The organism is Pseudomonas sp. S06B 330 (genome assembly GCF_002845275.2).
GTDB lineage: Bacteria > Pseudomonadota > Gammaproteobacteria > Pseudomonadales > Pseudomonadaceae > Aquipseudomonas.
Genome location: NZ_CP088149.1, coordinates 2,988,300 through 3,012,317 on the forward strand (window position 1 = coordinate 2,988,300; position 24,018 = coordinate 3,012,317).

Annotated in this window: 24 protein-coding genes and 1 pseudogene; 16 read left to right on the top strand and 9 right to left on the bottom strand. The window is 57.2% G+C overall.

The window, feature by feature from the left end:
- Positions 1 to 74: 74 nt before the first annotated feature.
- From CX511_RS13315 to CX511_RS13335, 5 genes are all read left to right on the top strand, one after another.
- Positions 75 to 1,130, top strand: a complete 1,056-nt coding sequence (locus CX511_RS13315; RefSeq protein WP_045185152.1) for a DNA-binding protein — start codon at positions 75 to 77, stop codon at positions 1,128 to 1,130.
- 355 nt (positions 1,131 to 1,485) lie between these two features.
- Positions 1,486 to 2,856 carry a sigma-54 interaction domain-containing protein gene (locus tag CX511_RS13320; RefSeq protein ID WP_045185154.1) on the top strand — a complete coding sequence of 457 codons (1,371 nt, stop codon included), beginning with the start codon at positions 1,486 to 1,488 and terminating at the stop codon, positions 2,854 to 2,856.
- A 162-nt stretch (positions 2,857 to 3,018) separates the two neighbouring features.
- A complete protein-coding gene (locus CX511_RS13325) occupies positions 3,019 to 4,167 on the top strand; it encodes an iron-containing alcohol dehydrogenase (RefSeq protein ID WP_045185157.1) in 1,149 nt (382 codons plus the stop codon).
- A 221-nt stretch (positions 4,168 to 4,388) separates the two neighbouring features.
- Positions 4,389 to 5,198 carry an N-acyl homoserine lactonase family protein gene (locus CX511_RS13330; RefSeq protein ID WP_082071356.1) on the top strand — a complete coding sequence of 270 codons (810 nt, stop codon included), beginning with the start codon at positions 4,389 to 4,391 and terminating at the stop codon, positions 5,196 to 5,198.
- Positions 5,199 to 5,320: 122 nt separating this feature from the next.
- On the top strand, positions 5,321 to 5,872 hold the full coding sequence (locus CX511_RS13335) for a hypothetical protein (RefSeq protein ID WP_082071357.1): 552 nt from the start codon (positions 5,321 to 5,323) through the stop codon (positions 5,870 to 5,872).
- A gap of 363 nt (positions 5,873 to 6,235) precedes the next feature.
- Here CX511_RS13335 and CX511_RS13340 read toward each other — a convergent pair.
- A pseudogene (locus CX511_RS13340) lies at positions 6,236 to 6,406 on the bottom strand (SDR family NAD(P)-dependent oxidoreductase); the annotation flags it as partial.
- Between the two features lie 183 nt (positions 6,407 to 6,589).
- On the opposite strand from CX511_RS13340, the gene CX511_RS13345 reads away from it, so the two are divergent.
- Positions 6,590 to 7,090, top strand: a complete 501-nt coding sequence (locus CX511_RS13345; RefSeq protein ID WP_409077861.1) for a chalcone isomerase family protein — start codon at positions 6,590 to 6,592, stop codon at positions 7,088 to 7,090.
- Positions 7,091 to 7,093: 3 nt separating this feature from the next.
- Positions 7,094 to 7,630, top strand: a complete 537-nt coding sequence (locus tag CX511_RS13350) for a DUF3833 domain-containing protein (protein ID WP_101293613.1) — start codon at positions 7,094 to 7,096, stop codon at positions 7,628 to 7,630.
- A 103-nt stretch (positions 7,631 to 7,733) separates the two neighbouring features.
- Here the strand turns inward: CX511_RS13350 and CX511_RS13355 are convergent, their stop codons facing one another.
- From CX511_RS13355 to CX511_RS13385, 7 genes are all read right to left on the bottom strand, one after another.
- Positions 7,734 to 8,222 (bottom strand): DUF2878 domain-containing protein, encoded by a 489-nt coding sequence (locus CX511_RS13355; protein ID WP_101293679.1) that lies wholly within the window; start codon positions 8,220 to 8,222, stop codon positions 7,734 to 7,736.
- A gap of 2 nt (positions 8,223 to 8,224) precedes the next feature.
- The gene (locus tag CX511_RS13360) at positions 8,225 to 9,484 is read right to left on the bottom strand and encodes an SAM-dependent methyltransferase (RefSeq protein WP_101293612.1); all 1,260 of its coding nucleotides are present in this window, start codon (positions 9,482 to 9,484) and stop codon (positions 8,225 to 8,227) included.
- Positions 9,459 to 10,268 carry a DUF1365 domain-containing protein gene (locus tag CX511_RS13365; RefSeq protein WP_101293611.1) on the bottom strand — a complete coding sequence of 270 codons (810 nt, stop codon included), beginning with the start codon at positions 10,266 to 10,268 and terminating at the stop codon, positions 9,459 to 9,461. Before CX511_RS13365 ends, CX511_RS13360 begins: the two co-directional genes overlap by 26 nt.
- Positions 10,265 to 11,512 (bottom strand): NAD(P)/FAD-dependent oxidoreductase, encoded by a 1,248-nt coding sequence (locus CX511_RS13370; RefSeq protein ID WP_101293610.1) that lies wholly within the window; start codon positions 11,510 to 11,512, stop codon positions 10,265 to 10,267. The genes CX511_RS13365 and CX511_RS13370 overlap by 4 nt, the downstream gene beginning before the upstream one ends.
- Positions 11,513 to 11,517: 5 nt before the next feature.
- Complete coding sequence (locus CX511_RS13375; protein ID WP_045185181.1) at positions 11,518 to 12,270, bottom strand: SDR family NAD(P)-dependent oxidoreductase; 753 nt, start codon at positions 12,268 to 12,270, stop codon at positions 11,518 to 11,520.
- Positions 12,267 to 12,689, bottom strand: a complete 423-nt coding sequence (locus CX511_RS13380; protein ID WP_101293609.1) for a nuclear transport factor 2 family protein — start codon at positions 12,687 to 12,689, stop codon at positions 12,267 to 12,269. Before CX511_RS13380 ends, CX511_RS13375 begins: the two co-directional genes overlap by 4 nt.
- Before the next feature lie 108 nt (positions 12,690 to 12,797).
- A complete protein-coding gene (locus tag CX511_RS13385) occupies positions 12,798 to 13,244 on the bottom strand; it encodes a PAS domain-containing protein (RefSeq protein ID WP_045185187.1) in 447 nt (148 codons plus the stop codon).
- Positions 13,245 to 13,400: 156 nt separating this feature from the next.
- On the opposite strand from CX511_RS13385, the gene CX511_RS13390 reads away from it, so the two are divergent.
- Positions 13,401 to 14,300 carry a MerR family transcriptional regulator gene (locus CX511_RS13390; RefSeq protein ID WP_045185190.1) on the top strand — a complete coding sequence of 300 codons (900 nt, stop codon included), beginning with the start codon at positions 13,401 to 13,403 and terminating at the stop codon, positions 14,298 to 14,300.
- Between the two features lie 745 nt (positions 14,301 to 15,045).
- On the opposite strand, the gene CX511_RS13395 is transcribed toward CX511_RS13390, so the two are convergent.
- A complete protein-coding gene (locus CX511_RS13395; protein ID WP_101293608.1) occupies positions 15,046 to 16,389 on the bottom strand; it encodes a serine hydrolase domain-containing protein in 1,344 nt (447 codons plus the stop codon).
- Between the two features lie 123 nt (positions 16,390 to 16,512).
- Here CX511_RS13395 and CX511_RS13400 point away from each other — a divergent pair, with 123 nt between their 5' ends.
- The 8 genes from CX511_RS13400 (at position 16,513) to CX511_RS13435 (ending at position 23,998) form a co-directional block, all read left to right on the top strand.
- A complete protein-coding gene (locus CX511_RS13400) occupies positions 16,513 to 17,430 on the top strand; it encodes a LysR substrate-binding domain-containing protein (protein WP_045185233.1) in 918 nt (305 codons plus the stop codon).
- Between the two features lie 273 nt (positions 17,431 to 17,703).
- The gene (locus CX511_RS13405; RefSeq protein WP_045185237.1) at positions 17,704 to 18,381 is read left to right on the top strand and encodes a thermostable hemolysin; all 678 of its coding nucleotides are present in this window, start codon (positions 17,704 to 17,706) and stop codon (positions 18,379 to 18,381) included.
- Positions 18,371 to 19,852: an AMP-binding protein gene (locus CX511_RS13410; protein ID WP_101293607.1), complete on the top strand. Its 1,482-nt coding sequence runs from the start codon at positions 18,371 to 18,373 to the stop codon at positions 19,850 to 19,852. The genes CX511_RS13405 and CX511_RS13410 overlap by 11 nt, the downstream gene beginning before the upstream one ends.
- Positions 19,849 to 20,523: an iron-containing redox enzyme family protein gene (locus tag CX511_RS13415; RefSeq protein ID WP_045185244.1), complete on the top strand. Its 675-nt coding sequence runs from the start codon at positions 19,849 to 19,851 to the stop codon at positions 20,521 to 20,523. Before CX511_RS13410 ends, CX511_RS13415 begins: the two co-directional genes overlap by 4 nt.
- Positions 20,510 to 21,319, top strand: a complete 810-nt coding sequence (locus tag CX511_RS13420) for an SDR family oxidoreductase (RefSeq protein WP_101293606.1) — start codon at positions 20,510 to 20,512, stop codon at positions 21,317 to 21,319. Before CX511_RS13415 ends, CX511_RS13420 begins: the two co-directional genes overlap by 14 nt.
- Entirely contained in the window at positions 21,316 to 21,960 is a 645-nt protein-coding gene (locus CX511_RS13425) for a tetratricopeptide repeat protein (RefSeq protein WP_101293605.1), read from the top strand. Before CX511_RS13420 ends, CX511_RS13425 begins: the two co-directional genes overlap by 4 nt.
- A gap of 11 nt (positions 21,961 to 21,971) precedes the next feature.
- Positions 21,972 to 22,634, top strand: a complete 663-nt coding sequence (locus CX511_RS13430) for a response regulator (RefSeq protein ID WP_101293604.1) — start codon at positions 21,972 to 21,974, stop codon at positions 22,632 to 22,634.
- The gene (locus tag CX511_RS13435) at positions 22,631 to 23,998 is read left to right on the top strand and encodes an ATP-binding protein (RefSeq protein ID WP_101293603.1); all 1,368 of its coding nucleotides are present in this window, start codon (positions 22,631 to 22,633) and stop codon (positions 23,996 to 23,998) included. The genes CX511_RS13430 and CX511_RS13435 overlap by 4 nt, the downstream gene beginning before the upstream one ends.
- Positions 23,999 to 24,018 lie beyond the last annotated feature (20 nt).

Here is a 24,018-nt window from a genome sequence, read left to right on the forward strand (position 1 = left end):
TTATATTTTAATTATTGAATTCATAAGGTCGGATAACATTTATTTATCAGACCTAATATAGCGGAGGGCAGCGCATGGCGGTAGGTGTACCGGAAAATGACGTGTTCGCCGCGGCGGACGCAGTGTTGGCGCGGGGGGAGCGACCGACGGTGGAGCGGGTGCGCCTGGAACTCGGCCGCGGCAGTCCGGCGCGGGTCGGCGCCTTGCTCGATCAATGGTGGGAACAGCTGGCTGGGCGTCTGCGCGGCGAAACGCGGCTGCCCGGGCTACCGACGGAAGTGGCGCAAGCCTTTGTCGCGGTGTGGCAGCAGGCGACTACCCTCGCTCAGGGTGTGGTCGAGCAATCGCTGGCCGGCCAACGCCAGGTGCTGGTGGAGGAGCGTGAGCAGTTGGCCGCACTGGAGGCGCGAGCGCATCTGGAGGTTGCCCAGGCCCGCCAGCAAACCGCCGGGGCCAAGGCCGCCTGTCAAGTTTCTGAGGCCCGGCTCGCCGATTTGGAATGTTTGTTGCGCCAGCGCCAAGAGCAAATCGATGACTTGCGAGAGCAGCGTGAGGAACTGATTGGTCAGCGCGATGAAGCACAAGCGCAGCAGGCCGAGGCGCGCCAGCAGTTGCAGGCCCAACGCGAGCAGGCGGAGCAGGCGCGCGATGCACAGCAACGCTACAGTCGCGATGTCGAAGACCGGGCCTATCGGGAAATTGATCGGGCTCGCGAAGAGAGCAAGACGTTGGCCGCCCAACTCAAGGAAGCGAACGGCCGGCTGCAGACTCTGCAGCAGTCGCTGCTATCGGGACAGGCGGAGCTCACCGAGGCACGTGAGCAACGCGTCGCGGCCTTGAGTCAAACCCAGAGCCTGCAGGATCAGCTGGAGCAGCATCGCCTGGCAGGCGTGGACGCATCTGAACAGCGCCACACCCTGCAGCAGCGCTTGCTGCAGGTCGAAGCCGAGTTGGTTAACGCGCGCGAACGGGCGGCAGCGGCGCAGGCGCGGGCCGAAATGCTGGCCGATCAGTTGACGGCAGCCAACATCGATACGCTGGCGGAGCCTCCTCGGCGCCCAGGCAAGGCAGCATCCAAAAAACGCGGAGCGGCTCGCCCTAGGATCACTGTCGCCGACAAGCAATTGTAGGTGGTGATTTTATGTGGCGTAGTTAGGAGACATAAGCAAAAACTCAGACCAGCAAATCTTCGCTAACTTTGGCGTCATATTTGTAGGTGCCCTTGGTTTACTGCGAAGGTGACCTGCCGTTCCAGGACGCTGGGCGGTTTCAGTGACTGAGTGCCATACGGTGTTATTGATTTGTAGCTGGAGCGTCATACTGCGCAGCCAGGTTTTTTGATCACCTCAAGCGCCTGGCCTGCGGCAATAGGGGGGCTGGATAACGGTGAACCGAACTTCACGCTTGCCGCTATCTCTGAAAGTTTAAGGCCACTGCGCTAACAAACGTCTTACACTGACGCTTTTGCTAGCTCAGAGCGTCGCTGTGAACTTCACTGATCAAACCTTCGATACGATTCTGAACGCACTGCATGACGGCGTTTACATCACGGATGGGGCAGGGATTACCGTTAAGGTAAACAGCGCGTACGAGCGTCTGACTGGACTGCAGAGCGAACAGCTCATTGGACGCAGCATGCACGACTTGGTACGCGACGGAGTCGTTTCGCAATCCGCATCCTTACGCGTACTTCAGCAAGGCGCTCCGGTTTCCGTTATGCAGAGCCTCAGTGACGGTAAGAAGCTGCTGGTGAGCGCAACACCTATTTTCCAGGATCGCCGCATCAGTTACGTCGTCAGCGCCGTACGTGACATGACCGAGCTTCTACGCATGAAGCATGAAAGGGATGAGCTCGCTGGGCTCAAGAAGCTGCGTCACAGTACAGCACAGTTGCATGCTGGCAAGTATGAAAAACTGGCTCAGTCTTCGCTGGTCTTTGACCAGGCACAAACAGGCCCGCTTTTCGCACAGGCACGACGTGTAGCAGGCAGTGACGTGAAGGTGCTGCTGTTAGGGGAAACCGGTGTCGGCAAAAGCCTCGTCGCTCAGTACATCCACAATGCTAGCGCTCGAGCCAAGGAGCCTTTCATACCGCTCAACTGCGGAGCAATGCCAGAAAATCTGATCGAGGCGGAGTTGTTTGGCTACGCGCCCGGGGCGTTTACTGGCGCAGCGGCCAAAGGGAAGCGAGGGCTCCTAGAGCTGGCGAATCACGGAACGTTGTTCCTTGACGAAATTGGCGATCTTCCGTTGTCACTTCAGGTCAAGCTTCTGAAGGTTATCGAGGAGAAGCGGTTCATACCAGTGGGTGGGCTTGAACTGCGCGAAGTAGATATCCGAATCATAAGCGCCACCCACCATGACTTGCGACAGAGAGTAGGGCAGGGGTTGTTCCGTGCTGACCTGTACTATCGACTGAACGTGGTGCCCATCCGCATTCCCGCGCTTCGCGAGCGCGCCGGAGAGATCACCACGCTATTGGAGCATTTCCTAAGGCAGTTCAACGAGCGCTATGAGCGCAACATGACTTGGGGGCTAGAGACCCTAGACCTGCTCTGTGAGTATGCATGGCCTGGGAATATTCGCGAATTGATCAACCTGGTCGAGCGTTTGGTAGTTATCTGCGAAAGTGACACGATCGAGGCGTTGGATCTCCCTGAGGAAATCCTTAATCTTCACGATGATCGCTTAAATCAAAATCGCCTGCCGCTGCGCAAGGTTCTAGAAAACGCAGAGCGGAGCGCGATCCTTTCAGCAATGCGCGTCCACAAGACCACGCGCCTAGCAGCCAAGGCGCTGGGGGTAAGCCAGGCAACCATCGTCCAGAAGATGAAGCGCTGGGAGAGATCTGATTAGGTTTCTGATCGGAAGCCGTTTTTCCGATTGAAATCGTGATCGCCATCCGTGTCGGAGGCTAACAAGAACGAGGCAAAGCCCAGCAAACACAGGCCTTCCAAGAATTTGGCACATGTTTTGTTATCTGGTGGTTCATCTCAAATAAAAAACGAGGATGAGCCGATGAGTGTTTCTGCCTTTCAAATCGCCAATAAACTCCTGACCGGCTCCAGCGCGGTTGAACAGCTGGACGCTGAGTTGACCCGGCTGAAGGTTAATAATCCATTAATCGTTACTGATGCGATCCTGGTCAAATCGGGCACAGTTGACCTCGCCTTGGCCCACCTGGGTGGCCGCCGTTATGGCCTCTATGACCAAGTTCAACCAGAGCCTGAAATCAGTTTGGTCGAAGATTGTACCCGCGCCTTTCGCGAGGGTGGCCATGATGGCCTCATTGGGCTGGGCGGTGGAAGTGTGATCGACATCGCGAAAGGTGTCGCGGCCTTCGCGGGACATGATGGCACGCTGGCCGAGTTGTTCGGCGTCGATCAAGTAAGCCGCAAGGGGCCTCCACTGGTCGCGATTCCTACTACAGCAGGCACAGGTTCGGAGGTCACGAACGTGGCAATCTTCTCCGACAAAAAAGCGCAGCTCAAGAAAGGCATTGTGAGCAACTACCTGCTGCCTGATGTTGCTCTCGTGAGTCCAGTTATGACGCGCACTTGCCCACGTAGCGTAACCGCTGCCAGCGGTGTCGATGCGCTTGTGCATGCGATCGAAGCGTACCTTTCGATCAATCGCTCGCCGATCACCGATGCCATTGCTCTTGGAGCCATCAAGGTAATTGCTCGCGCTTTGCCTAAAGCGTATGCCAACCCCGATGATCTTGTTGCTCGGGAAGACATGGCTACGGCGAGTCTGATGGGCGGCATGGCGTTTGGAAACGCAGGCGTGGGGGCAGTACATGCGCTGGCCTATCCGCTGGGCGGGCGCTTCAACATAGCACACGGCGTTAGCAACGCTTTGCTGCTGCCCTATGTAATGCGCTGGAACAAGCTTGCCTGTGCAGAGCGGCTTCGCGACGTCGCTCAGGCAATGGGCGTGAATATCGCCGGTTTAAGCGATAGCCAGGCTGCAGACGCCAGTGTCGATGCGATGGCTGAACTGTGTGCTGCGGTAGACATTCCTAGCGGCCTTCGTACTTTCAACGTTCCGGAGGACGCTTTGGCACCGATGGCCGAGGAGGCCAGCAAGATTGACCGGTTGATGCGTAATAACCCCCGCAAGCTCACGCCTGCAGATATCGAGGCGATCTACCGGGCTGCCTGGTAACTACCTGATAAATCTGGCCCCCGGAAGTGGGCGCCATGAACCTTTAATTAAAGCCAACTTGAATGCTTTAATAAAGTATGCAACCTTGACAGGATTTATCACCCATCTACAAATAAAATTCTCGAACAGCTCAATATGTAGTGTGACAGAACGAGTCGAGCTGAAATATATCGGTGCCTGAAATTTTAAGGCTAACCATCATGACTTAAAGGGCTATTGCTGTGGAAGAAGTTAAACTATATGCAATGACGTGTGGCTGGATCACTATGCCTTATGGTTTCTTTATGGCTGGTGAAGCAGGGGATCTAGCAATTCCAGTACCGTGCTATTTAATCGAACATCCTAAAGGTACTGTTTTGTTTGACACTGGGCTCGAGTTGTCTTTGCAATCGGAAGATCCAGAAGTGGTAAAAAAATCACTCGGGGTTTTTGCTGATTTAACTACGGTTAATTTTGTACCTGGTGAGGATGTAGCTAAACGCTTGGAAGCTTTCGGTGTCGATCCATTGAAAATTAATTTCATCATTAATTCTCATCTACATTTCGATCATTGCGGTGGTAATGCTTGCATCCCTAATGCACGATTAGTTATTCAAAAGCGTGAGTGGGAAGCTGCTAAAAATGAAGAAAACATTAAAAATGAAATTTATGCGCCTCGCCACTATGACTTAGGTCACGACCGCCTTGAAATTGATGGCGAACATGATCTTTTTGGTGATGGCTCGATTGTACTAATTCCTAGTTTTGGACACACGCCCGGGCACCAGTCACTTAAAGTCAAAGTAGATGGTGTAGATGTCGTAATTACCGCAGATGCTTGCTACTTAAAGGCTTCTCTTGAAAAAATGACTCTTCCCGATGCAATGGTGGTGAATGATGCTCAAGGAATGCTTAATAACTTTAATTTGTTTAAGCAGCTCAAGTCTAAAGGGGCATTTGTACTCTATGGCCATGATCCAGAGCAGTCGAAATTACTTACAGATGGGTCAATTCGCAGAATTAACTCAGAGGCACTAGCTAGACTGCAATGAAATTTGTGAATCATTATGAAATGGTTCGCGCTTAAAGTGCTTGAGTATTCAAGTAAACTTAAAAACCTGTTTTATCGCAGGTTTTGCCAGATGTTTAACGTAAAAAATAATAAGGACTAATTATGAAATCTGTATTGAAGGCATCTTTGTTTTTGGCTGCAGGGATTGCAACATCCCAAGTTTTTGCAGCGTCTACTCAAACTGATTTGCCAGATAGCTGTGCAAAAGATGCGAAGGGCAATTATAGCCAGGAATTTGATGTTCCATGTAAAGCTTTGGACAGATTCTTAACAACATTCAACGCTAAAAATGAATTGGCTTGGGCTAAGACATTGAACTACCCACACGTGCGCATGTCTGGCAACCAAGTCACTGTTTGGCAAACACCTGAAGCTTATGCAAAAGACCAAAACTTGCAACAGCTATCCAAAGCAATTGGATGGGAAAATACACGTTGGAATTACCGATATGTTGTTCAGTCCGGTAGTGATGGGAAGGGAAGTGCAAACAAGTATCATGTGGCCCTTTCATTTACACGCCTGGACAAAGCTGGAAAACCTATCCCAGGTCATACCTTTGACTCGTTCTATATTATTACAAATGTAGATGGCCATTGGGGCGCTCAATTCAGATCAAGCATGGCTGGTTCATTGCATGGGAAATCGGCTTATTGATGTGGTTGTAATAGTATAATATTCCTTAAATAAAAGTTGGAGCTTCCAGCTCCAACTTTTAATGCGCCAGGTTCCACATGACTGCCATAAATCCCACATGCGCGCGGGCTATATTCGTCTCACTTCATTGAGTCTCCAAGCATTAGCACGTTCCAATTTTTGAGCTGAATAGTTTCTCAGGCTCTGCACCTAACATCGTGCACACTTTTCGATACATCAGAATTTAAGGCTTCATCAACCTGCATTCAGCGCCGAGCGCATAGCCATCCAAATCAAAATCCGGAAAGTCAGACGGGTATCCGGAGATGGCTGAAGCAGAGAAATAGGGTTAGGGATTCATCAAGTCTGAGAAGACTGCGAAGTTTCACCAAGACTGAATAGTTCGTTGCTGTGGGTCGCTTGGCGCGAGACCGCGAATAGCTGTACTACGTCATCGCGCGCGAGCAGCTGTGAGCAAAGCGCAAGGCCAATGCCTTGGCTGGCCCCGCAGACAACGGCGTTTGCTGCCACACGTAGATCGGCGATCAGTGTCATCTAGCGCTCCCAGCAAGCGATTGCCGCGGTGTGGCCCCGGTTCAGACGAAATTCAGCTTCGCCATCGATAGTTATACGAAAAACTGTACACTATAATATACCTGTACAGTATTTTGTCTTCCCGGTGTCTCGCACATGGCAAGCAGAACTTCAGCGCTCAGCCTATTCGCCTTGACCGTTCTAATGACGATGACGCAGCCCGCATCGTCAGACTGGCGGCCCTCGCTGTCAGGGGCGCGTTTGGCTGGCAGCGGCGACTTCACTTGGTTCGGCCTGCACCTTTATACCGCCCGCCTGTGGAACGCCGGTTCCACGTGGAGTTGGCACGAGCCGTTCGCCCTGGAGCTGATCTACCATCGGGCGTTGTCGCGGGACACGCTGGTGCAGGCCAGTGTGAATGAAATGCGCCGCCTGGCTGACAAACCAATAAGCGCAGAAACCTTGACGAGATGGTCACAATCGATGCGCGAAGCGTTTGTGGACGTGCGGCCTGGCATGCGCATCACCGGGCTTTACCTGCCGGGCCGAGGTTGCCGCTTCTATGTCGATGGCCAATTGAGCCTTGAGGTCATCGACCCGGCTTTTTCCCGCGCGTTCTTCGCTATCTGGCTCGATCCCCGGGCCCGCGATGCGCAATTGCGCCAGCGCCTGCTCGGGCTGGCCGCGAGCGAGCGAGGAGACTGAAACATGTACAAAGTGCTTTTGTTGATTGGCTGCCTGTTGCTGAGCAGTTGCGGAAACGTCGACGTGGCGCGTTACGCCGCAGAGCAGCCACGCCTGGACCTTGTAGCGTTTTTCTCTCGACCTGTGCATGCCTGGGGCATGTTCCAGAAGCGTTCGGGAGAGGTCGTCAAGCGCTTTGAAGTGCGTATCGACACCCGCCGTGAGGGTGAACGACTGATCCTCGACGAGCACTTTCTGTACAGTGACGGTACGCGCCAGCAGAGAACCTGGACCCTAACCCCGGACGGCCCCAGTCGCTGGCGCGGTACCGCGGGTGACGTAATTGGCGAGGCCACCGGTGAAGTGGCGGGTAATGCGCTGCGCTGGCGCTACCGCCTGGACCTGCCTGTTGATGGGCAGCACTGGGAGGTGGACCTGGATGACTGGATGTACCTGATCGACGAAGACACTCTCATCAACCGCTCTAGCATGAGCAAACTCGGTGTGGAGGTTGGGCAGATAACCTTGTTCTTCCGCCGCTTGCCGGAGGGCACACAATGAACCTGAAGCAGCTGACCGAGTCGGAGTTGTGCGACGCGAACGGCGACATCCTGCGCCGGCGTTCGACCACCGAGTTGCGGCAATTGCTGGTCGATGTCGCCGCTCAGCGCCACGACGCGACCCGCACGGCGAGGGGCAACACCAAGGCCCAGATCGGCGCTAGCAACAAGCCTGTGCCGACGTCCCCCATCGGCAGATCAACGTCGGCGAGCCTGGCGCCGGCCAGATATGCCAGCGGGCCACTGAGCATGCCCACCAGCGCCGCCCGCCAGTAGGGGCGTCCTGTCCACGCTAGGCTATGGCGCAAGCCGCTGGCCAACACCAGCCACAGTAAGGCCAGCCACACAGGCAAGGGCCGCTGATCAAAGTCGAACACCCCCACAGCGCCCAACAGACTGTCCAGCAAGCACCCTGCAAGTGCCACGCGCAAAAGTGCGCGCACTTCGGCGTTACGCTCCTGACAAAAGCGCAGGTGCACAGCTAGACCAATCGGCACAATGAGCAAAAGCCATTGAACCTGTGCACCCAGGACGCATGCCCACCAGCCGACCTGAAGCCAAAGGGCATTGCCGATCATCCACCCGCGGCTCAATTTTACGTGCCCAGCAATGGCGCCCGGCGAGCCCGCGGCGTAGCCCAAAGCAACTGCGACACGCCGATCGCGCGCTCTTCAAAGCCACCTTGGCAGTAGCACAGGTAGAACTCCCACAAGCGCTGGAAGGTGTCGTCGTAGCCCAATTCCGTCAGTGCCGTCCGCGCTTGACGCAGGTTGTCATGCCAATGACGTAGGGTACGTGCGTAGTCCAGACCGAAGTCTTCGAGGTGTACCAGATTCAGCGCGGTCTGGCGGCTAGCGGTTTCGAGCATCACGCTCAGCGAAGGTAGCGCGCCTCCGGGGAAGATGTAGCGTTGAATGAAGTCCACCGAGCGGCGGGCCAGTGCGTAGCGCTGGTCGCGAATGGTGATGGCCTGCAACAGCATCAGGCCATCGTCTTTGAGCAACGACTCACACTGGCGAAAATAGGTGGGTAGATAGCGGTGTCCGACGGCCTCGATCATCTCGATCGATACCAGTTTATCGAAGCGTCCACGCAGATCACGGTAGTCCTCGCGCAACACCGTAATGCGTTGCTCCATGCCCAGTGCCTTCACGCGTTGGCATGTGTATGCGTACTGCGCTTCGGAGAGCGTCGTGGTGGTAACTCGGCAGCCGTAGCGGGTAGCGGCATGGATGGCCAGGCTGCCCCAGCCGCTGCCAATCTCCAGAAGATGTTCGTGGGGTTTGAGCTCAAGCTTCTGGCAGATGCGCTCGAGCTTGTTCAGCTGGGCTTCTTCAAGGGTCTGTTCGGCACAGTCGAACTGAGCGGCGGAGTACATCATCGTCGGGTCGAGCAATCGCTCGAACAGGGCGTTGCCCAGGTCGTAATGGGCGAGAATGTTGCGTCGAGCGCCTCGTCGGCTGTTCCGGTTGAGCCGGTGCAGCAAACGCAGGACCGGCCGTCCGAAGCGCGCCAGGCCTGCCTCCATGGCGTCGAGCACATCCAGGTTGGCAACGAACAGGCGGGTCACAGCCGCTAGGTCAGGACTGCGCCAATAGCCGTGGATATACGCTTCCCCAGCACCGATCGAGCCATTACCTGCGATCAGGTTCCAGGTCGCGTCGTCGAGGATCTCCACCTCGGCTTGCAACTGACTCGCCGGGTCACCGAAGCTCCACTGCTGCCCCTTGCTGAGCACGCGTAAATGCCCTTGGCTCAACCGCCGTAACTGAGCGAGCACCGTGTTTCGGGTGAGGCCGCCCAGGAATGGGGTGATGCCTGTTGACTTGCTAACGCTCAGCGTGGGATTGGACATGATCGGGGTCCTCACAAGGTTTACCTAGCACTAGGTCGCCCTGGCCGGCAGTGTGGTCGTAAATGGGGGTGCGCTTGAGCAAGAGGCGCAGCGCTTGCCAATAGATGGATGAAACGGTGCGTAGGCTCATCCACGGAAAGGCCAAAATGTGCCGGTGCAAGGCGACGCGATTGAGCGGCTGGCGCTGCAATGCCAGATCGGCCTCGAACACTTTGTGTCCCGCACGCCAGTTCTCCATGTGGATGCGCACGCGTTGCTGATCGAGGAGGAAATGCAGGCGATAATCCATGTCTAGCGGCATGAACGGCGAGACGTGGAAGGCTTTAGTCATGGCGAATGAACGTCCTTGACCCTCCTGTACCGGTAGCACGTAGTGGAAGCGTTCGCGCCAAGGGGTGTTACGCACCTCTAGCAGGATTGCTGCCAGGTGCCCGTCAAGGTCATGGCAAAAATAGAAGCTCACAGGGTTGAACGACAACCCCCAGCAGCGCGGCTGGGCGAGCAAGTGCACGGCGCCTTCGGGGCGCTGTCCAGTGGCTTGCGCCACCAGCAGGCGTGCGGCCTGCGCCAATGATTCGCCATCACGGGTCAGCCCCGGCAGGTAATCGCTTTCGCGCCAGCTCAGGGGCGCAAACCGCGACCGCCCCAGCCAGGGAGAAAGACCTGTTAGCCAGGCTTGTTCGTCCAGGTCCAGGTAGAACATGCCAATTCGATAACGAAAGACATGGTGGCGCGGGGTCATCCGACGGTGGCTGAGCCAGCCCTGGCACACACTGCTGTTCACAGGCGCTCTCCAAAGTACTCGGCCACTTTAAGTGCGCTGAGCACGCCGTCCTCGTGAAAGCCATTGCCCCAGTAGGCTCCGCAGAAGTAACTGTTTTGCCTGCCCTGTAGTTCGCCGTGGCGGGCCTGGGCTGCCAATGCTGCGAGGCTGTACTGGGGATGGGCATATTCGAAGCGGGCCAGAATCTGCGCTGGATCCACCAGCGCGGTCTGATTGAGGCTCACACAGAACGTTGCCGGCGCTTCGATCGCTTGAAGGATGTTCATGTTGTAGGTCAGAGCCGCGGGGGCATGTTCCTCGCCGCCCAGGCGGTAGTTCCAACTGGCCCAGGCCTTGCGCCGGCGCGGCAGCAATCGGGTGTCGGTGTGAAGCACTACGTCATTGCTGGCGTAGGTGATAGCGCTCAACACCGTGCGTTCGGCCACGCTGGGTCTTCCTAGCAGGGCCAGGGCCTGGTCGCTATGGCAGGCGAACACGATGCTGTCGAAACGCTCCATGCCAGCCGCGCTGAAGAGGGTTGCGCCGCCTTCGTCACGCTCGACCCGTTCGACCGGGCAGTTCAAGCGGATGCGCTCGGCAAAGGGTCGGCACAACGGCGCCACATAGCCGCGTGAGCCGCCCTCGATCACCCGCCACTGCGGGCGGTGGCTCACCGATAACAGACCGTGGTTGCGGCAGAAGCGCACAAAGAACTGCAAGGGAAAAGCGAGCATGTCGGCACGTGACATAGACCAGATTGCCGAGCCCATGGGCACGATGTAATGGTCGATGAAGCGCTGCCCGTAGCCCTGTTTCTTGAGGTAGGCACCGAGGGTAGTGTCACTGTAGATACGCTGGCTATCCAGGTCGGCAATAACCTCGCGGTTAAAACGCAGGATGTCGCACAGCATGCCCCAGAATCCGCGGGACACCAGGTTACGGCGCTGCGCGAATAGGGTGTCCAGGCGATGGCCGTTGTACTCGAAGCCTCGACGCGGGTCATGCACCGAAAAGCTCATCTGCGTGGGCTGCGAGGCAACCTTGAGATGGTCGAGCAAGCGGATGAAATTGGGGTAGGTCCAGTCGTTAAATACGATGAACCCGGTATCCACCGCGTACCGCTGTCCTTGCCATTGCACATCGACGGTATGGGTATGGCCACCGACCCAGTCGGCGGCCTCAAATACCGTAACCTCGTGCCGGCGGGATAGAAGGTGGGCGCACGTTAGTCCAGCGATGCCGGTGCCGATGATGGCGATACGCATGAGTTTTAGTCCTTTTGGGCACGCGCCAGGCGCTGGCCTAGCTTCAGTCGCCAGCGCACCGGCAGGGCGCCGAGCAGGCGCAGACCCAGCGTAAATGCAGTGGGGAAGTTAATTTCCAGCGGGCGTCGGGGCAGGCGTGCAGTGATATGGGCGGCGGCACGCTCGGCGGTCCACAACTGAGGCATGGGGAAGTCGTTGCGACGGGTCAACGGCGTATCGACGAAGCCCGGGCTGACCAGCGTTACGGCAATACCTTCATTGATCAGGTCGATGCGAAGAGATTCCACCAGGTAGCGCACGGCCGCTTTGGAGGCGCCATAGGCCCCGGCACGAGGGAGCGGCAACCAGGTCACCGCACTGCCCATTACGACCAGGTGCGGGCGCTCACCGCGGCGCAGCAAAGGGAGGGCCGCTGCAAGACAGTGGCTTGCACCAAACAGGTTGGTGCGTACCACACGCTCAACCAGTGCCGGGTCGAAGCGCCCTGGCTCGAGGTATTCGCACGTTCCGGCGTTGAGGATGACCATGTCGAGCGCCCCCCAGGTGTGCTCGATCTGTGCGGTGATCCTGCAAACCTGCTCAGCGCAATCGACATCACCGACGGCCGCCAATACCTGCCCCGGATATCGTTGCATCAAGTGCGATAAGCGGTTGCCATCTCGTGTACCCAAGGCAACCTGGTGCCCTTGGTCCAGCAATTGAACGGCAAGCGCAGCGCCGATTCCGCTACTTGCACCCGTCAGCCAGTAACGGCTCATACCAGCCGGCCCTTGAGCCAGCGGATAGCGCCGCCCATGACTGGTACGTGCTCGTAAAGCAGTGCACCTGCGTCAAAGTAGTCCTGGTGGAAGTGGACACGCTCTTGCCACTTGAGGAAACTGCAGCCCTGTAGACTGATCAGCCTGCCATTGGCGAGCCGGGGGTGGCGGAACTCTAGCGTCCAGCGCAGGTAGCCCTGGCCCGGCTGAACTTCGTCCGCGCCGGCGATAACGTAACGGATGTCCTGTGCGTTGGCGTAAAGCTCGGTGAAGTAACGACGAAGCGCTGCTAGACCATCTATCTGATGCAACGGATCACGGAACGTTACGTTATCGCTGTATAGTTTTTCGAGGCTATCGAGGCTCTGCCCATCAAGCCTGGCAAAGCGTTCGGCGAAATACTGCAGATAAGTAGACATGCAAGGCTCCCGAAAATCCTGTACAACAGTGAAATGTTGTACAGGATTTTCGGGAGCTTACGTCTAAAATTATACAAGTCAACATCCTTGTATAGATTTCTTACAAGGTCAGTTGCTGCCTGATGCCAGTTGTCGACGCAAATCGGCTACCTCTGCCTCCAGCTCGCGAACCCGCTCTTCGGCGAAGACCTGTGCCGTAACATCACGCTGGATGCCGATGTAGTAAGTCAATTCATCGGCATCGTTGTGGACGGGCGTGATCGACAGCTCATTCCAAAACAGGCTGCCATCCTTACGATAGTTGCGCAGCACCTGGCAGCAATGTCGCCCTTGGCGGATCGCCTCGCGGATGGCCGCGATTCCTGGTTGGTTGTGGTCTTGGCCTTGGAGGAAGCGGCAATCTTGATAGAGGATGTCGTCCGTGGCGTATCCGGTGAGGCGCTCGAAGGCAGGGTTGGTGTAGATCAGGATGCTGTCGTTGCCTTCCTGCTCAGCGACGACGATGCCATCGTTGGAGCTATCGACCATTAATTGCAAGAGTTTTGCGTCGATCATGTGGCCCACTCACTCAAGTAGCGTTTTCGATATGCGCAGCGTAGTCCTTTGTGCGGGAAGGCTAAGGTGCGGTTGTCGGAATCATGACGCAAGAACGATCGCCGAAGAAGGTTGGTATGGGTTTAGAATGTGCAACCGCCCTGATGATCACTTGCGATGACTGAAGCGACCTCCACCGATTTGCTGCCCATGCGCGATGTCGTCAACCTGACTGGCATAAATCCAGTGACCTTGCGCGCCTGGGAACGTCGTCATGGTTTGATTCGCCCCCAGCGCACCGAAGGCGGACACCGCCTATACACGGCCCAGGATGTACAGCGCATACGCGACATACTGCGCTGGACCGGTAGTGGCTTGCCGATCAGCAAGGTGGGTGAGTTGCTCGCGCGCCGGTCTGACGAAGTCTCACTCCCGAGCGGGCCCAACGCCGATTCCATTGAGCATTGGCGCGCTGTTGTACTACAAGCGACGAAGGCATTCGACCGGCAGGCGCTCGAGGGCATTCATGGTCAGCTTTTCACCTTGTACCCAAAGGCTATGGTGTTGCTCGATGTGCTGATGCCAGTATGGCGCAGTCTGCTGTCTGGCAACGCTTTCGGTCAGCGCAGCCAATGGCTGTTCCTCGATACTTTTCTGCGTGCTCGCCTATTGCTGCGTCTGCAACTAAATCAGCTCGACGCCCCTTGTGTATTGCTGACTGGGATTGAAGAAAGCGCTGAGCTGGAATTGCTGAGCAAAGGCTTACTTCTCACTAGTGAGCGGTGGCGTATCGAGGTGTTAGGCAGTGGGCAGCCGCTCGAGGAGTTGCCATTGCTGTGCGCGACTCTCAAGCCTGCAGCACTCGTGCTCGCTCCCCAGGGCCCCGTAAACGCGGCACTGGCCAAGAAATTATGTTCTTTACAGATGGACATTGCCTGTCCACTTGCACTGATTGGGGACGGTTTGGCTGACTCGGTTGCAATTCTGCACGATATTCCGCTCGTGCTGCTGGATGAGCGAAACGTTGGAGCTAATTTGAAACTGGATGCTTTGCTCAGGGGCGCTTTGGAGCTTTGACTGGCTACTCAACGCCTTAGAAATTGCGCTGGATGCCTGTAAAAATCAGTCGATGCATGCGGTATCGAGCCCAGGTCGCGATGAATGGCGACGGCTGCAGGCTGGAAGTGTGGACGGAGGAGGGCGTAGCCTTGCGCCTGAACACGAACCACTTGCGGTGCTAGCCATGCGAAATCCCGCCTATCTTGTCCTGAGCGGCTTTGACAGCCAAGTCAGGGTCGCACGATATGACGTCCTTCGGCAGTTGCCCCCCAAATACGGATTGGGTGACTCCAACTAGAAAACCATGCCACAGCCACTCATCCTGATAGCCAACACGCCTATAGATGACGTTTGAGATGTCCGACAGAGCAAAAGCTCTACAGGGGTAGTAAATGCGCGACAGTGTCGTCGGCGATATGCGGATTGACCGAGAACAGATCTAGAAGTCGCCATGCTTCATCTTTTGATGCCTAGCTCGCGACTGACTGATTATTTGGTTCGGGCCGCTAATCGGAAGTCTTGCAAACCAACACATGCCCATCACCGCGGCAAAGCTCCAGCAGATTGTACGCTTCGGGAAACGCCCAGGTATTCGAAATTGTCGAATGGGACCGCGATGGATGAGATGCACGAAAGCACAATGTAATCCGAGACAGCATAGCACCTGATTTAACATAATATACATTATGCGTAGTGTCGTATTACAGAACACGGCCAGTGCCAGGACAGATTTCAATCCTGGCACGACCTCCATTATCAGCGCTTACCGCTTCCCATCCAGCGCCTCGCTCACCGCATTCACAAACAACGCCTGTTCGTCATACAGCGAACTCGGTGTCTCTGCGTTCTCCCAGGTTGACCACTGAACCAGCACGAGTTTCTCCGCGGGGTTGATCGCAATGCTCTGACCAAAGATGCCCAGCGCCCAGAACGTCTGATCACTCGTGACGGTTGTCTTTGGTTCAGCGTCCGCATCCGGCGCCGGCGCCGAGTACCACCATTGGTAGCCATACTGACCATTGGGTGCCGATGGCGTTACTGAACCTTTGGCGGTGGTCCAGTGTGTCGAACGTGCGATCCAGTCTTGCGGCAGGATTTTTTCACCCGATGGCAGCTGGCCGCCGCTGAGTACAAATTGGCCAAACCGGCCCCAGTCACGCAGCGATGCATTGAAGCCGTGGCCACCCATGTCAACCTTGTCTTTGACCAGTGCATGCCAGACACCATCCTGCTGCATGCCATAGCGGCTCCATACACGGCTTTCCAGGTACTTGGCGATGGTCATCCCAGTGGCATTTTCGAGTACGCGGCCGACCAGCCAGGCGCCGCCAGTGTTGTACGACCAGACTTCACCCGGTTTAACCCCAGGTTTACGTTTGACCGATTTGACCAGACTCAACACGCAGTCATACGGGTCAGGCTTGGCTTCGCACTGCGTCATGTGGGAGAAATCAGAATCTTTTGAGGCGTAGTTTTCGTCCCAGACCACGCCTGAAGTGTGCTGCATCAGTTGATGCAGGGTCACATCCTGCCAGGCTGTTCCCTTGAGCTCAGGGATATACCGCGTGATGTTGTCATCCACCGATTTGATCTTGCCCTCTTTTATCGCTACGCCGATCAGCACGCTGACAACGGATTTTGCGACAGAGCGCGACGTCCACAATGTATTGGCGGTATTTCCTTTGCCGTAATACTCATAGGCGATCTTGCCATCTTTGAGAATCAATAAGCCGGTGACGCTTTGATTGGCAAGATAGTTATCCAGGTTGTAATGCTTTCCATTCATTGAGTATTCGATGGTCGGCAATTGATGGCTGGCCTGTAGCAGCGGGAATGGTTTGCTGCCCTGGGTGCTGAATACGTCGCCTTCGTACAGGCGATAAGTATTGCGAAAGCCCACAACACGACTCGCCTGATCCCAGGTCAGCATGTTGTGCGGGTCTGGCAGTACTTTGTCGAAAGGTTGCGGGCATACCGTCAGGCCCGGAACGCCGCATGGGGGGCGCTCGGCCGCAAGGCTTGTTCCAGTTACACCCAACGCGGCGACAGCCAGGGTCAAAACAGAAATAGCCTGGGTAGATTGCTTTTTTATTCTTTTACGCAACATCTGTTACTCCTCAACACTTCGATGAACTTCTCTACATCCTTGTCGAGCTTACCAACTTGCTGAATCTGTAAAAGAACAATAAAGTTTGGTCCAATATTAAAAAAACTAATAACTGTGAACTCTATGTCCAACGACCGATTACCTCCGCTTAATGCTGTTCGGGCCTTCGAGGCGGCGGCCCGGCTGGGCAGTTATGTCGCGGCATCACGCGCCCTGCATGTGACTCAACCGGCGATTGGTCGGCATGTGAAGAACCTCGAAGACTGGCTGGGTGTGCGGTTGCTCGAGCGCACGCCCCGCGGGGTTACGCTGACCGCGCCGGGGCTTGCGTACTTTCAGGCGGCTACACAGGCACTGCAGATCCTCGCCGATGCCGGTTCGCATTTGTCCCGGCACAAACAGGAGCGCTGGTTGCGAATTCTGTGTGTACCCGCGTTCGCCTCGCGCTGGCTGACCCCGCATATCGACACCCTGTGCAGCCTGCGGCCTGGCTTGAAGCTCGCCATCGAGCCCAATGCTTCCTTCACCAGTGTTGACGCCAGGCAAGCCGATCTGGGTATCGCCTACGGTTTGCCCGGCGAGCATTCTGGTGTGCACCTGAGGATGCTCCGGCCCAAGGTGTTCCCCGTGTGCTCACCCGACTACCTTGCAAGCCTGGGCCGTGACAGGCTGCCGATTCAGGCACTGGCCAATTGCGCACTGATTCACGTTGATGACGGCACTTGGTGGAATAGCTGGTTCGCCGCGCTCAAGGTGACGCTCAAGGTCAGGTCCAATGCCTCGCACATGAGCAACGACATCGCCTTGAGCCTCGCCTCGCGCGGGCACGGCATTGCGCTGGCAACCGAAGTGTTGGTCAAACGGGAACTTGCCAAAGGGCATTTGCTGCGGTGTTGCGATGAAGCTGTGGCGCTGGAAACCTATCAGGTACTGACCCCCGCGCAGACAGTTTCGGAAGATGGGCAGTGGTTTATAGAGTGGCTGAACGCATCATTGCGCGAGGAATTTCCAGACGCATCTGTTGAACAGAACCACGATTAAACGTAGTGTCCTCCCCTGCTTTATCGAAGGTATTTTAAATAACTCAACTAAATATCTATTTAGTTGAGTTATTTAAAATTGCGATTATATAGGCAGTACTTTAGAGACACTGTTTTTCACCCTCACCTCGCTGTGTTTGATCCGTCTACCTGCCCATACCCATTCAAGGTGATCAACGGCAGGTACCAGCCTAAGCATGCGCCCCACCTTCAGACTTCGTTAAGAAATACCTCGGATACTCCTCCTCACTCTATACCGGGAGGTGATCTGCCCATGCCCCAATTTGACTGGAACATCCCCCTGCCCTTGCGTTTTGGCCAGGCAGAAACGCCTCAGATGACACTGGAAAGCGCCGCCGCAGGTGACGACCGACGATCGCTTTTCGAAGCGTTCATCGCGCAACGCTTTCTCAAGGCCCATGGCGCCGAGATCCGTTCTTTTATGCCCCAACTGTTTGGCATGTCCAACGCCGCTGGTGAGCTCTGTGCGGCCGCCGGGGTACGCCTGGCGTATGACGAACCGCTGTTTCTGGAACGCTATCTGGACCAGCCCATCGAGCCGTTGATCTGCGCCACGGCTCAATGCCAGGTGGATCGAGCCAATATCGTCGAGGTCGGCAATCTGGCCGCCAGTGACACAGGCAGTGCGCGGCTGAGCATCATCGCTATCACCTATCTGCTGGCCATGGGCGGCCTGGAGTGGGTAGCGTTCACCGGCAATGTGGGGTTGGTCAACAGCTTCCACCGGCTCGGACTCAAGCCCGTCACGCTCTGCGAAGCCGATCCAGCCCGGCTGGGTGTCGAGCGTCACAGCTGGGGCAGCTATTACGAGAGCAAACCCTGGGTGCACGTCGGCAACATACGTGCGGGCTTCATTCACTTGCGCAATGTTGGAATGTTCACCCGCCTCGGCCTGCCGTCTTCCCTGGAGGGCATCAGCCATGTCGCCTGAGCTTCACGATTTCCAGCAGACCCTGCGTCGCCATGCTGAGCGCACTCCACACACGATCGCGCTTTGGGATGATGAGGTGAAGCTCGATTACGCAACCTTGTACGCCGAAGTCCTCAAGCGCAAGCAATGCCTGCGGGATGAGCACATACAGGTCATCGCCCTGGCGCTTGATAACAGCACCGAGGCAATGCTCTGGGATCTTGCGGCGCTGTTCGAAGGCCTGGTGTGCGTCACCCTACCCCCGTTCTTCAGCCCCGCACAACGTGCCCACTGCCTGGCGCAGAGCCAGGCGCAAAGGGTCATTGCACAACCGTCGTTTGATGCTGAGCTGTGTGCTATGGGCTATGCAAAATGCGGCGAATTCTGGTGTCGCACATTTACCGGTCCCCGCCAGATGACTGCGGGTACGGCCAAACTGACCTTTACCTCCGGCACCACTGGCACCCCCAAGGGGGTGTGCCTTGGCGCCGAGAGCCTGTTGCGCGTAGCGCGAGAGCTGGATCAAGCCAGCAAACCCGTCGCCCCTGAGCATCACTTGGCGCTGTTGCCGTTGGCGATCCTACTGGAGAACCTGGGTTGCTACGCGGCGCTGTATGCCGGCGCCACACTGAGCGTACCTGGCCAGAAAACCCTCGGTATTGAAGGTGCCAGTGGCGTCGATACGCAGCGTCTGCTGCATTGCCTTGCCGCCCGTGCCCCCCAAAGCCTGATTCTGGTGCCGCAGTTGTTGCAGCTGTTGGTCGGCGCCACTGAACAGCACGCCTTCGCCCCCCAGTCATTGCGTTTTGCTGCCGTGGGTGGCGCACGCGTCTCGCAAGACTTGCTGCATCGTGCCCAGCGCGTCGGCCTGCCCGTCTACGAAGGTTACGGTTTGTCCGAATGCGCTTCGGTAGTGTGCCTCAATCGACCAGGCGCACAACGCCTTGGCAGTGTTGGCAAGCCCCTCCCACACGTCCAGGTGCGGTTGGCTGAGGATGGTGAAGTGCTGATCAAGGGTTCAGCCTTGCTCGGCTATCTGGGGGAGGCTGCCGTGGCCGATCCGTGGTGGCCCAGCGGCGATCTCGGCGAGTTCGACCCGGAAGGCTTCCTCTACCTAAAAGGCCGTAAAAAGCATCAGTTTGTCACCAGTTTCGGGCGCAACGTCAATCCGGAGTGGGTAGAAGCGGAGCTCACTCAGCGGCGCCACATCGCCCAGGCTTTCGTGTACGGCGAATCGCTGCCACACAACCATGCGCTGCTGTGGCCCTGTCGCTCGGACTGCTCCGACGCGGAGCTGGCTGATGCCGTGGACCAAGCCAACGACGCCTTGCCCGACTATGCCCGCGTGCATCACTGGTCACGCCTGCCCCACCCCTTCACCGCAGCCAATGGCTTGCTCACTGCCAATGGCCGCCCCCGCCGCGACGCCATCGTTGCGATGTTTCGCGCACAACTGACCGAATCCGCCGTATCCGAGGAGTCTGCACCATGAGTTTTTTCGACACCCTTCAAGACGCCACACAGCCGCAACGCCAAGCGCTGTTCTCTGTGCCGATTATTGTCGATGCATTGGCAGGCAAGGTCAGCCTTGAAAGCTATCGGGCATTTCTTGCACAAGCCTACTATCACGTCCGGCACACAGTGCCCCTGATGATGGCTTGTGGCGCGCGTCTACCCAGCCGCCTCGAATGGCTGCGTAAAGCAGTGTGCGAGTACATTGAAGAAGAGTATGGCCATGAACAGTGGGTGCTCAACGATATAGCCGCTTGCGGCGGTAACCGTGATGCGGTGCGCGACGGCCAGCCTTCATTGCCCATCGAGCTGATGGTGAGCTTTTTGTACGACCTGATTGCCCGAGGCAACCCGGTAGGGCTGTTCGGCATGGTCAACGTGCTCGAAGGCACCAGCATTGCCTTGGCCACGCACGCGGCAGACAGTATCCGCCAGCGCCTGGCGCTACCAGAAAGCGCCTTCAGCTATTTAAGCTCCCACGGTTCATTGGACATCGAGCATATGCAGACCTACCGCACGCTGATGAACCAGCTACAAGACCCCGCAGATCAAGCGGCCGTTATCCATGCTTCAAACGTTGTCTACCGGCTGTACACCGATATGTTTCGAGGCTTGCCTCGAAATGCGGAGGCTCACCATGCAGCTGCGTGATGCTCGCGTGGTGTTGACCGGTGCCAGTGGCGGCATCGGGCAAGCCATCGCCAGCAGGCTGTGCGCCGCCGGCGCCCGGCTGCTGGCCGTGTCGCGCCATCAGAAAACCCTGATGCCGTTGCTGGAGCGCTATCCCCAGCACCTGTGCTGGGTGGCCGCCGACCTGACCAATGACACTGATCGGCGCAAGGTGCTGGCCGCCGTCCAGGCTATTGGCGGCCTCGACTTGCTGATCAACGCTGCCGGGATCAACCACTTCGCCATGCTTGACCAGCTGGATGACCATGACATCGACGCCCTCTTGAGCGTCAACATCAGCGCGCCAATCTGTCTGACCAAGTTGCTGCTGCCATTGCTCAAACAGGCCGACAACGCCATGGTGGTCAACGTCGGGTCAACCTATGGCTCGATCGGTTACCCTGGCTACGCCAGCTACTGCGCCAGCAAGTTTGCCCTTCGCGGTTTTTCCGAAGCCCTGCGCCGTGAACTTGCCGACACCCGCGTCGGCGTCCTTTATGTTGCACCCCGCGCCACCCATACCTCAATGAACAGCCCGGCCGCCCAGGCGCTCAACGATGCACTCAAGGCCAGTGTTGATGACCCCCAGGCGGTAGCGGCGGCGGTGATCCACGCCATTGCCGGTGACCGCACCACGCTGTATCTGGGCTGGCCTGAGCGCTTTTTTGTACGCCTGAACAGCCTGCTCCCCAACCTGGTGGATCGCAGCCTGCGCAAACAGCTGCCGCTGATCCGTCGCCTGAGCACCAAAACCGACAATGAGCACCTCAAACCATGAAAAACTTTATTGCCTGCCTACTGCTCGGCGCCTTGAGCCAAAGTGTCTGGGCGCTCGATAATGCCGATCAGCAACGGCTCAATGATATCCAGCAAGGCTGGGCACACATTCAATATGAAGTGCCGGAATCGCAGCGCGTGGCGGCTTTCGAGCAGTTGGCAATAAAAACATCATCGTTTACCCATGACCGTCCAGCGCTGGCGGAAGCCTGGATCTGGTCCGGGATCGTCACCAGCAGTTGGGCCGGGGCCCAGGGTGGGCTTGGCGCCCTTGGCAAGGTCAAGGATGCCAAGGAGGATCTGGAAAAAGCCCTGACCCTGGACCCCGCTGCCTTGCAAGGCTCAGCCTATACCAGCCTGGCGGCACTCTACGACAGGGTTCCCGGCTGGCCGATCGGCTTCGGTGATGCCGACAAGGCCGAGCAATTGCTGCAGAAAGCGTTGCAACTCAACCCCAACGGCATCGATAGCCTATATTTCTGGGGTGACCACCTTTACCGTGAACAGCGCTACACCGAAGCCAGAACTGCGCTGCAAAAGGCGCTGCAAGCGGCTCCTCGCCAAGGCCGCGAAAGTGCCGACGCCGGGCGGCGCAAAGAAATTTCCGCACTGTTGGCGGACGTTAACAAGAAACTCAACTGACAGGAGTCTGTGTGCGTTTACTACTGATCGAGGATGATATCGCCCTCGGCGAAGGCATTCATCAGGCGTTGGGACGTGAGGGCTATACCGTCGACTGGCTCAAGGACGGCAGTAGCGCCCTGCACGCCATGCTCAGCGAGACGTTCGACCTTGCCGTGCTCGACCTTGGGTTGCCACGCATGGACGGGTTCGAAGTCCTGCGGCGGCTGCGCGCCAGTGGCGCCAAGCTGCCAGTGCTGATCCTTACTGCACGTGATGCCACTGAAGACCGCATCGCCGGTCTGGACGCCGGAGCCGACGACTACCTGATCAAACCGTTCGACCTGGCCGAATTGAAGGCGCGCCTGCGCGCCTTGCTACGCCGCAGTGCGGGACGTGCACAGATGGTCATCGAACATGCCGGGATCAGCTTGAATCCCGGTACGCAACAGGTCAGCTATCGGGGCCTTCCGGTGGCACTGACCCCCAAGGAATACCAGTTGCTGCATGAACTGTTGTCACCTCCCGGGCGCGTGATGACCCGCGATCATCTGACCCAATTGTTGTATGGCTGGAACGAAGAAGCTGAAAGCAACACCCTTGAAGTACACATCCATCACCTGCGCAAAAAGTTCTCTACCGACCTGATCCGTACCGTTCGCGGCGTAGGGTATCTGGTGGAGGAGCGTCGATGACGTCAATCCGGCGTCGCACCCTCACACTGATCATTGGCCTGATGTTCCTGGGGTTCGCCGTGATCAGCGTGCTCAATCTTCACGACAGCAATCACGAAATCACAGAGGTCTACGACGCTCAGCTGGCACAGAACGCACGGCTATTGCAGGGCGTCATGCGTATGCCCCTGGCCAACAAGGAATATGCCACGCTCTATAAAGCGTTCAACTCGGCGTTGGCCGAGGCGGTGCCAAAGGTCGACGGACACCCTTATGAAAGCAAGATCGCGTTCCAGGTCTGGAGCGGCGACGGCGAGATTCTGGTGCACACAACCAGTGCGCCGACACTGTCGGCAGCCCCTGACAAGCCCGGCTTCAGCGATGTTGTGGATGTCAACAATCGCCATTGGCGCGCGTTCGTACTGGAAGACAAACAAAACGGCATGCGCATTTGGGTGGGCGAACGCGACGACGTCCGCGATGACCTGGTCGAGCGTATCGTACGCCATACCTTGTGGCCCAACGTGCTGGGCAGCTTGATCCTTGCGGCCATGGTCTGGCTTGCCATTGGCTGGGGGCTCAAGCCGTTGGCGGACATGGCCGCCATCCTCCGCGCCCGCCACAGTGGGTCGCTCGAGCCCCTGCAACTGACACCCCTGCCGAGCGAGCTGGAGCCGATGCAGGCCGCGCTCAATCGCATGCTGGCGCACATTCAGGAAGTGCTTGGGCGAGAGCGTCGCTTTATTGCCGATGCAGCACACGAAATGCGTACACCCTTGGCCGTGCTAAAGGTGCATGCACAGAACTTGATGGAAGCACAAACCGAAGAAAGTCGACGCGAATCACTGGCGCATCTGATTGCCGGTGTTGATCGTACCAGCCGATTGGTCAATCAGTTGCTGACCTTGGCCCGCATCGAACCGCAGTCGGCGATGCCTGTGCCGTCGCCCACTGACCTTGCCGCCTGCGTTCGCGACAGCCTTGCCCAATTGACCCCCTGGGTATTGAGCAAAGGACTGGAACTGGTATTCGACGTCGACGATGGCGTGTATCCGCTCAGGGTAGATCCAACGGTCATCAACATTGCATTGAACAATCTGGTGACCAACGCTGCCAACTTTTCTCCGCCCCAAGGGCAAATCACCGTGCGCCTGAGCAAAGATGCTGATCACTACACGCTGACAGTGGAAGACGAAGGGCCGGGAATCGAGGCGTCTGAGCACAGCCGATTGCTAGAGCGCTTCTACAGCCGCGGAAACGACCAGGGCGCAGGGTTGGGATTGGCGATCGTAAAGCGGATTGCTGACCGTCTGGGTGGTCAGATAAGCCTTGAAAATCGCCCGCAGGGTGGCATGCGTGCAACGTTGGACCTCCCCTGCCCGTAGATGCCTCGCGTTTGACCTGC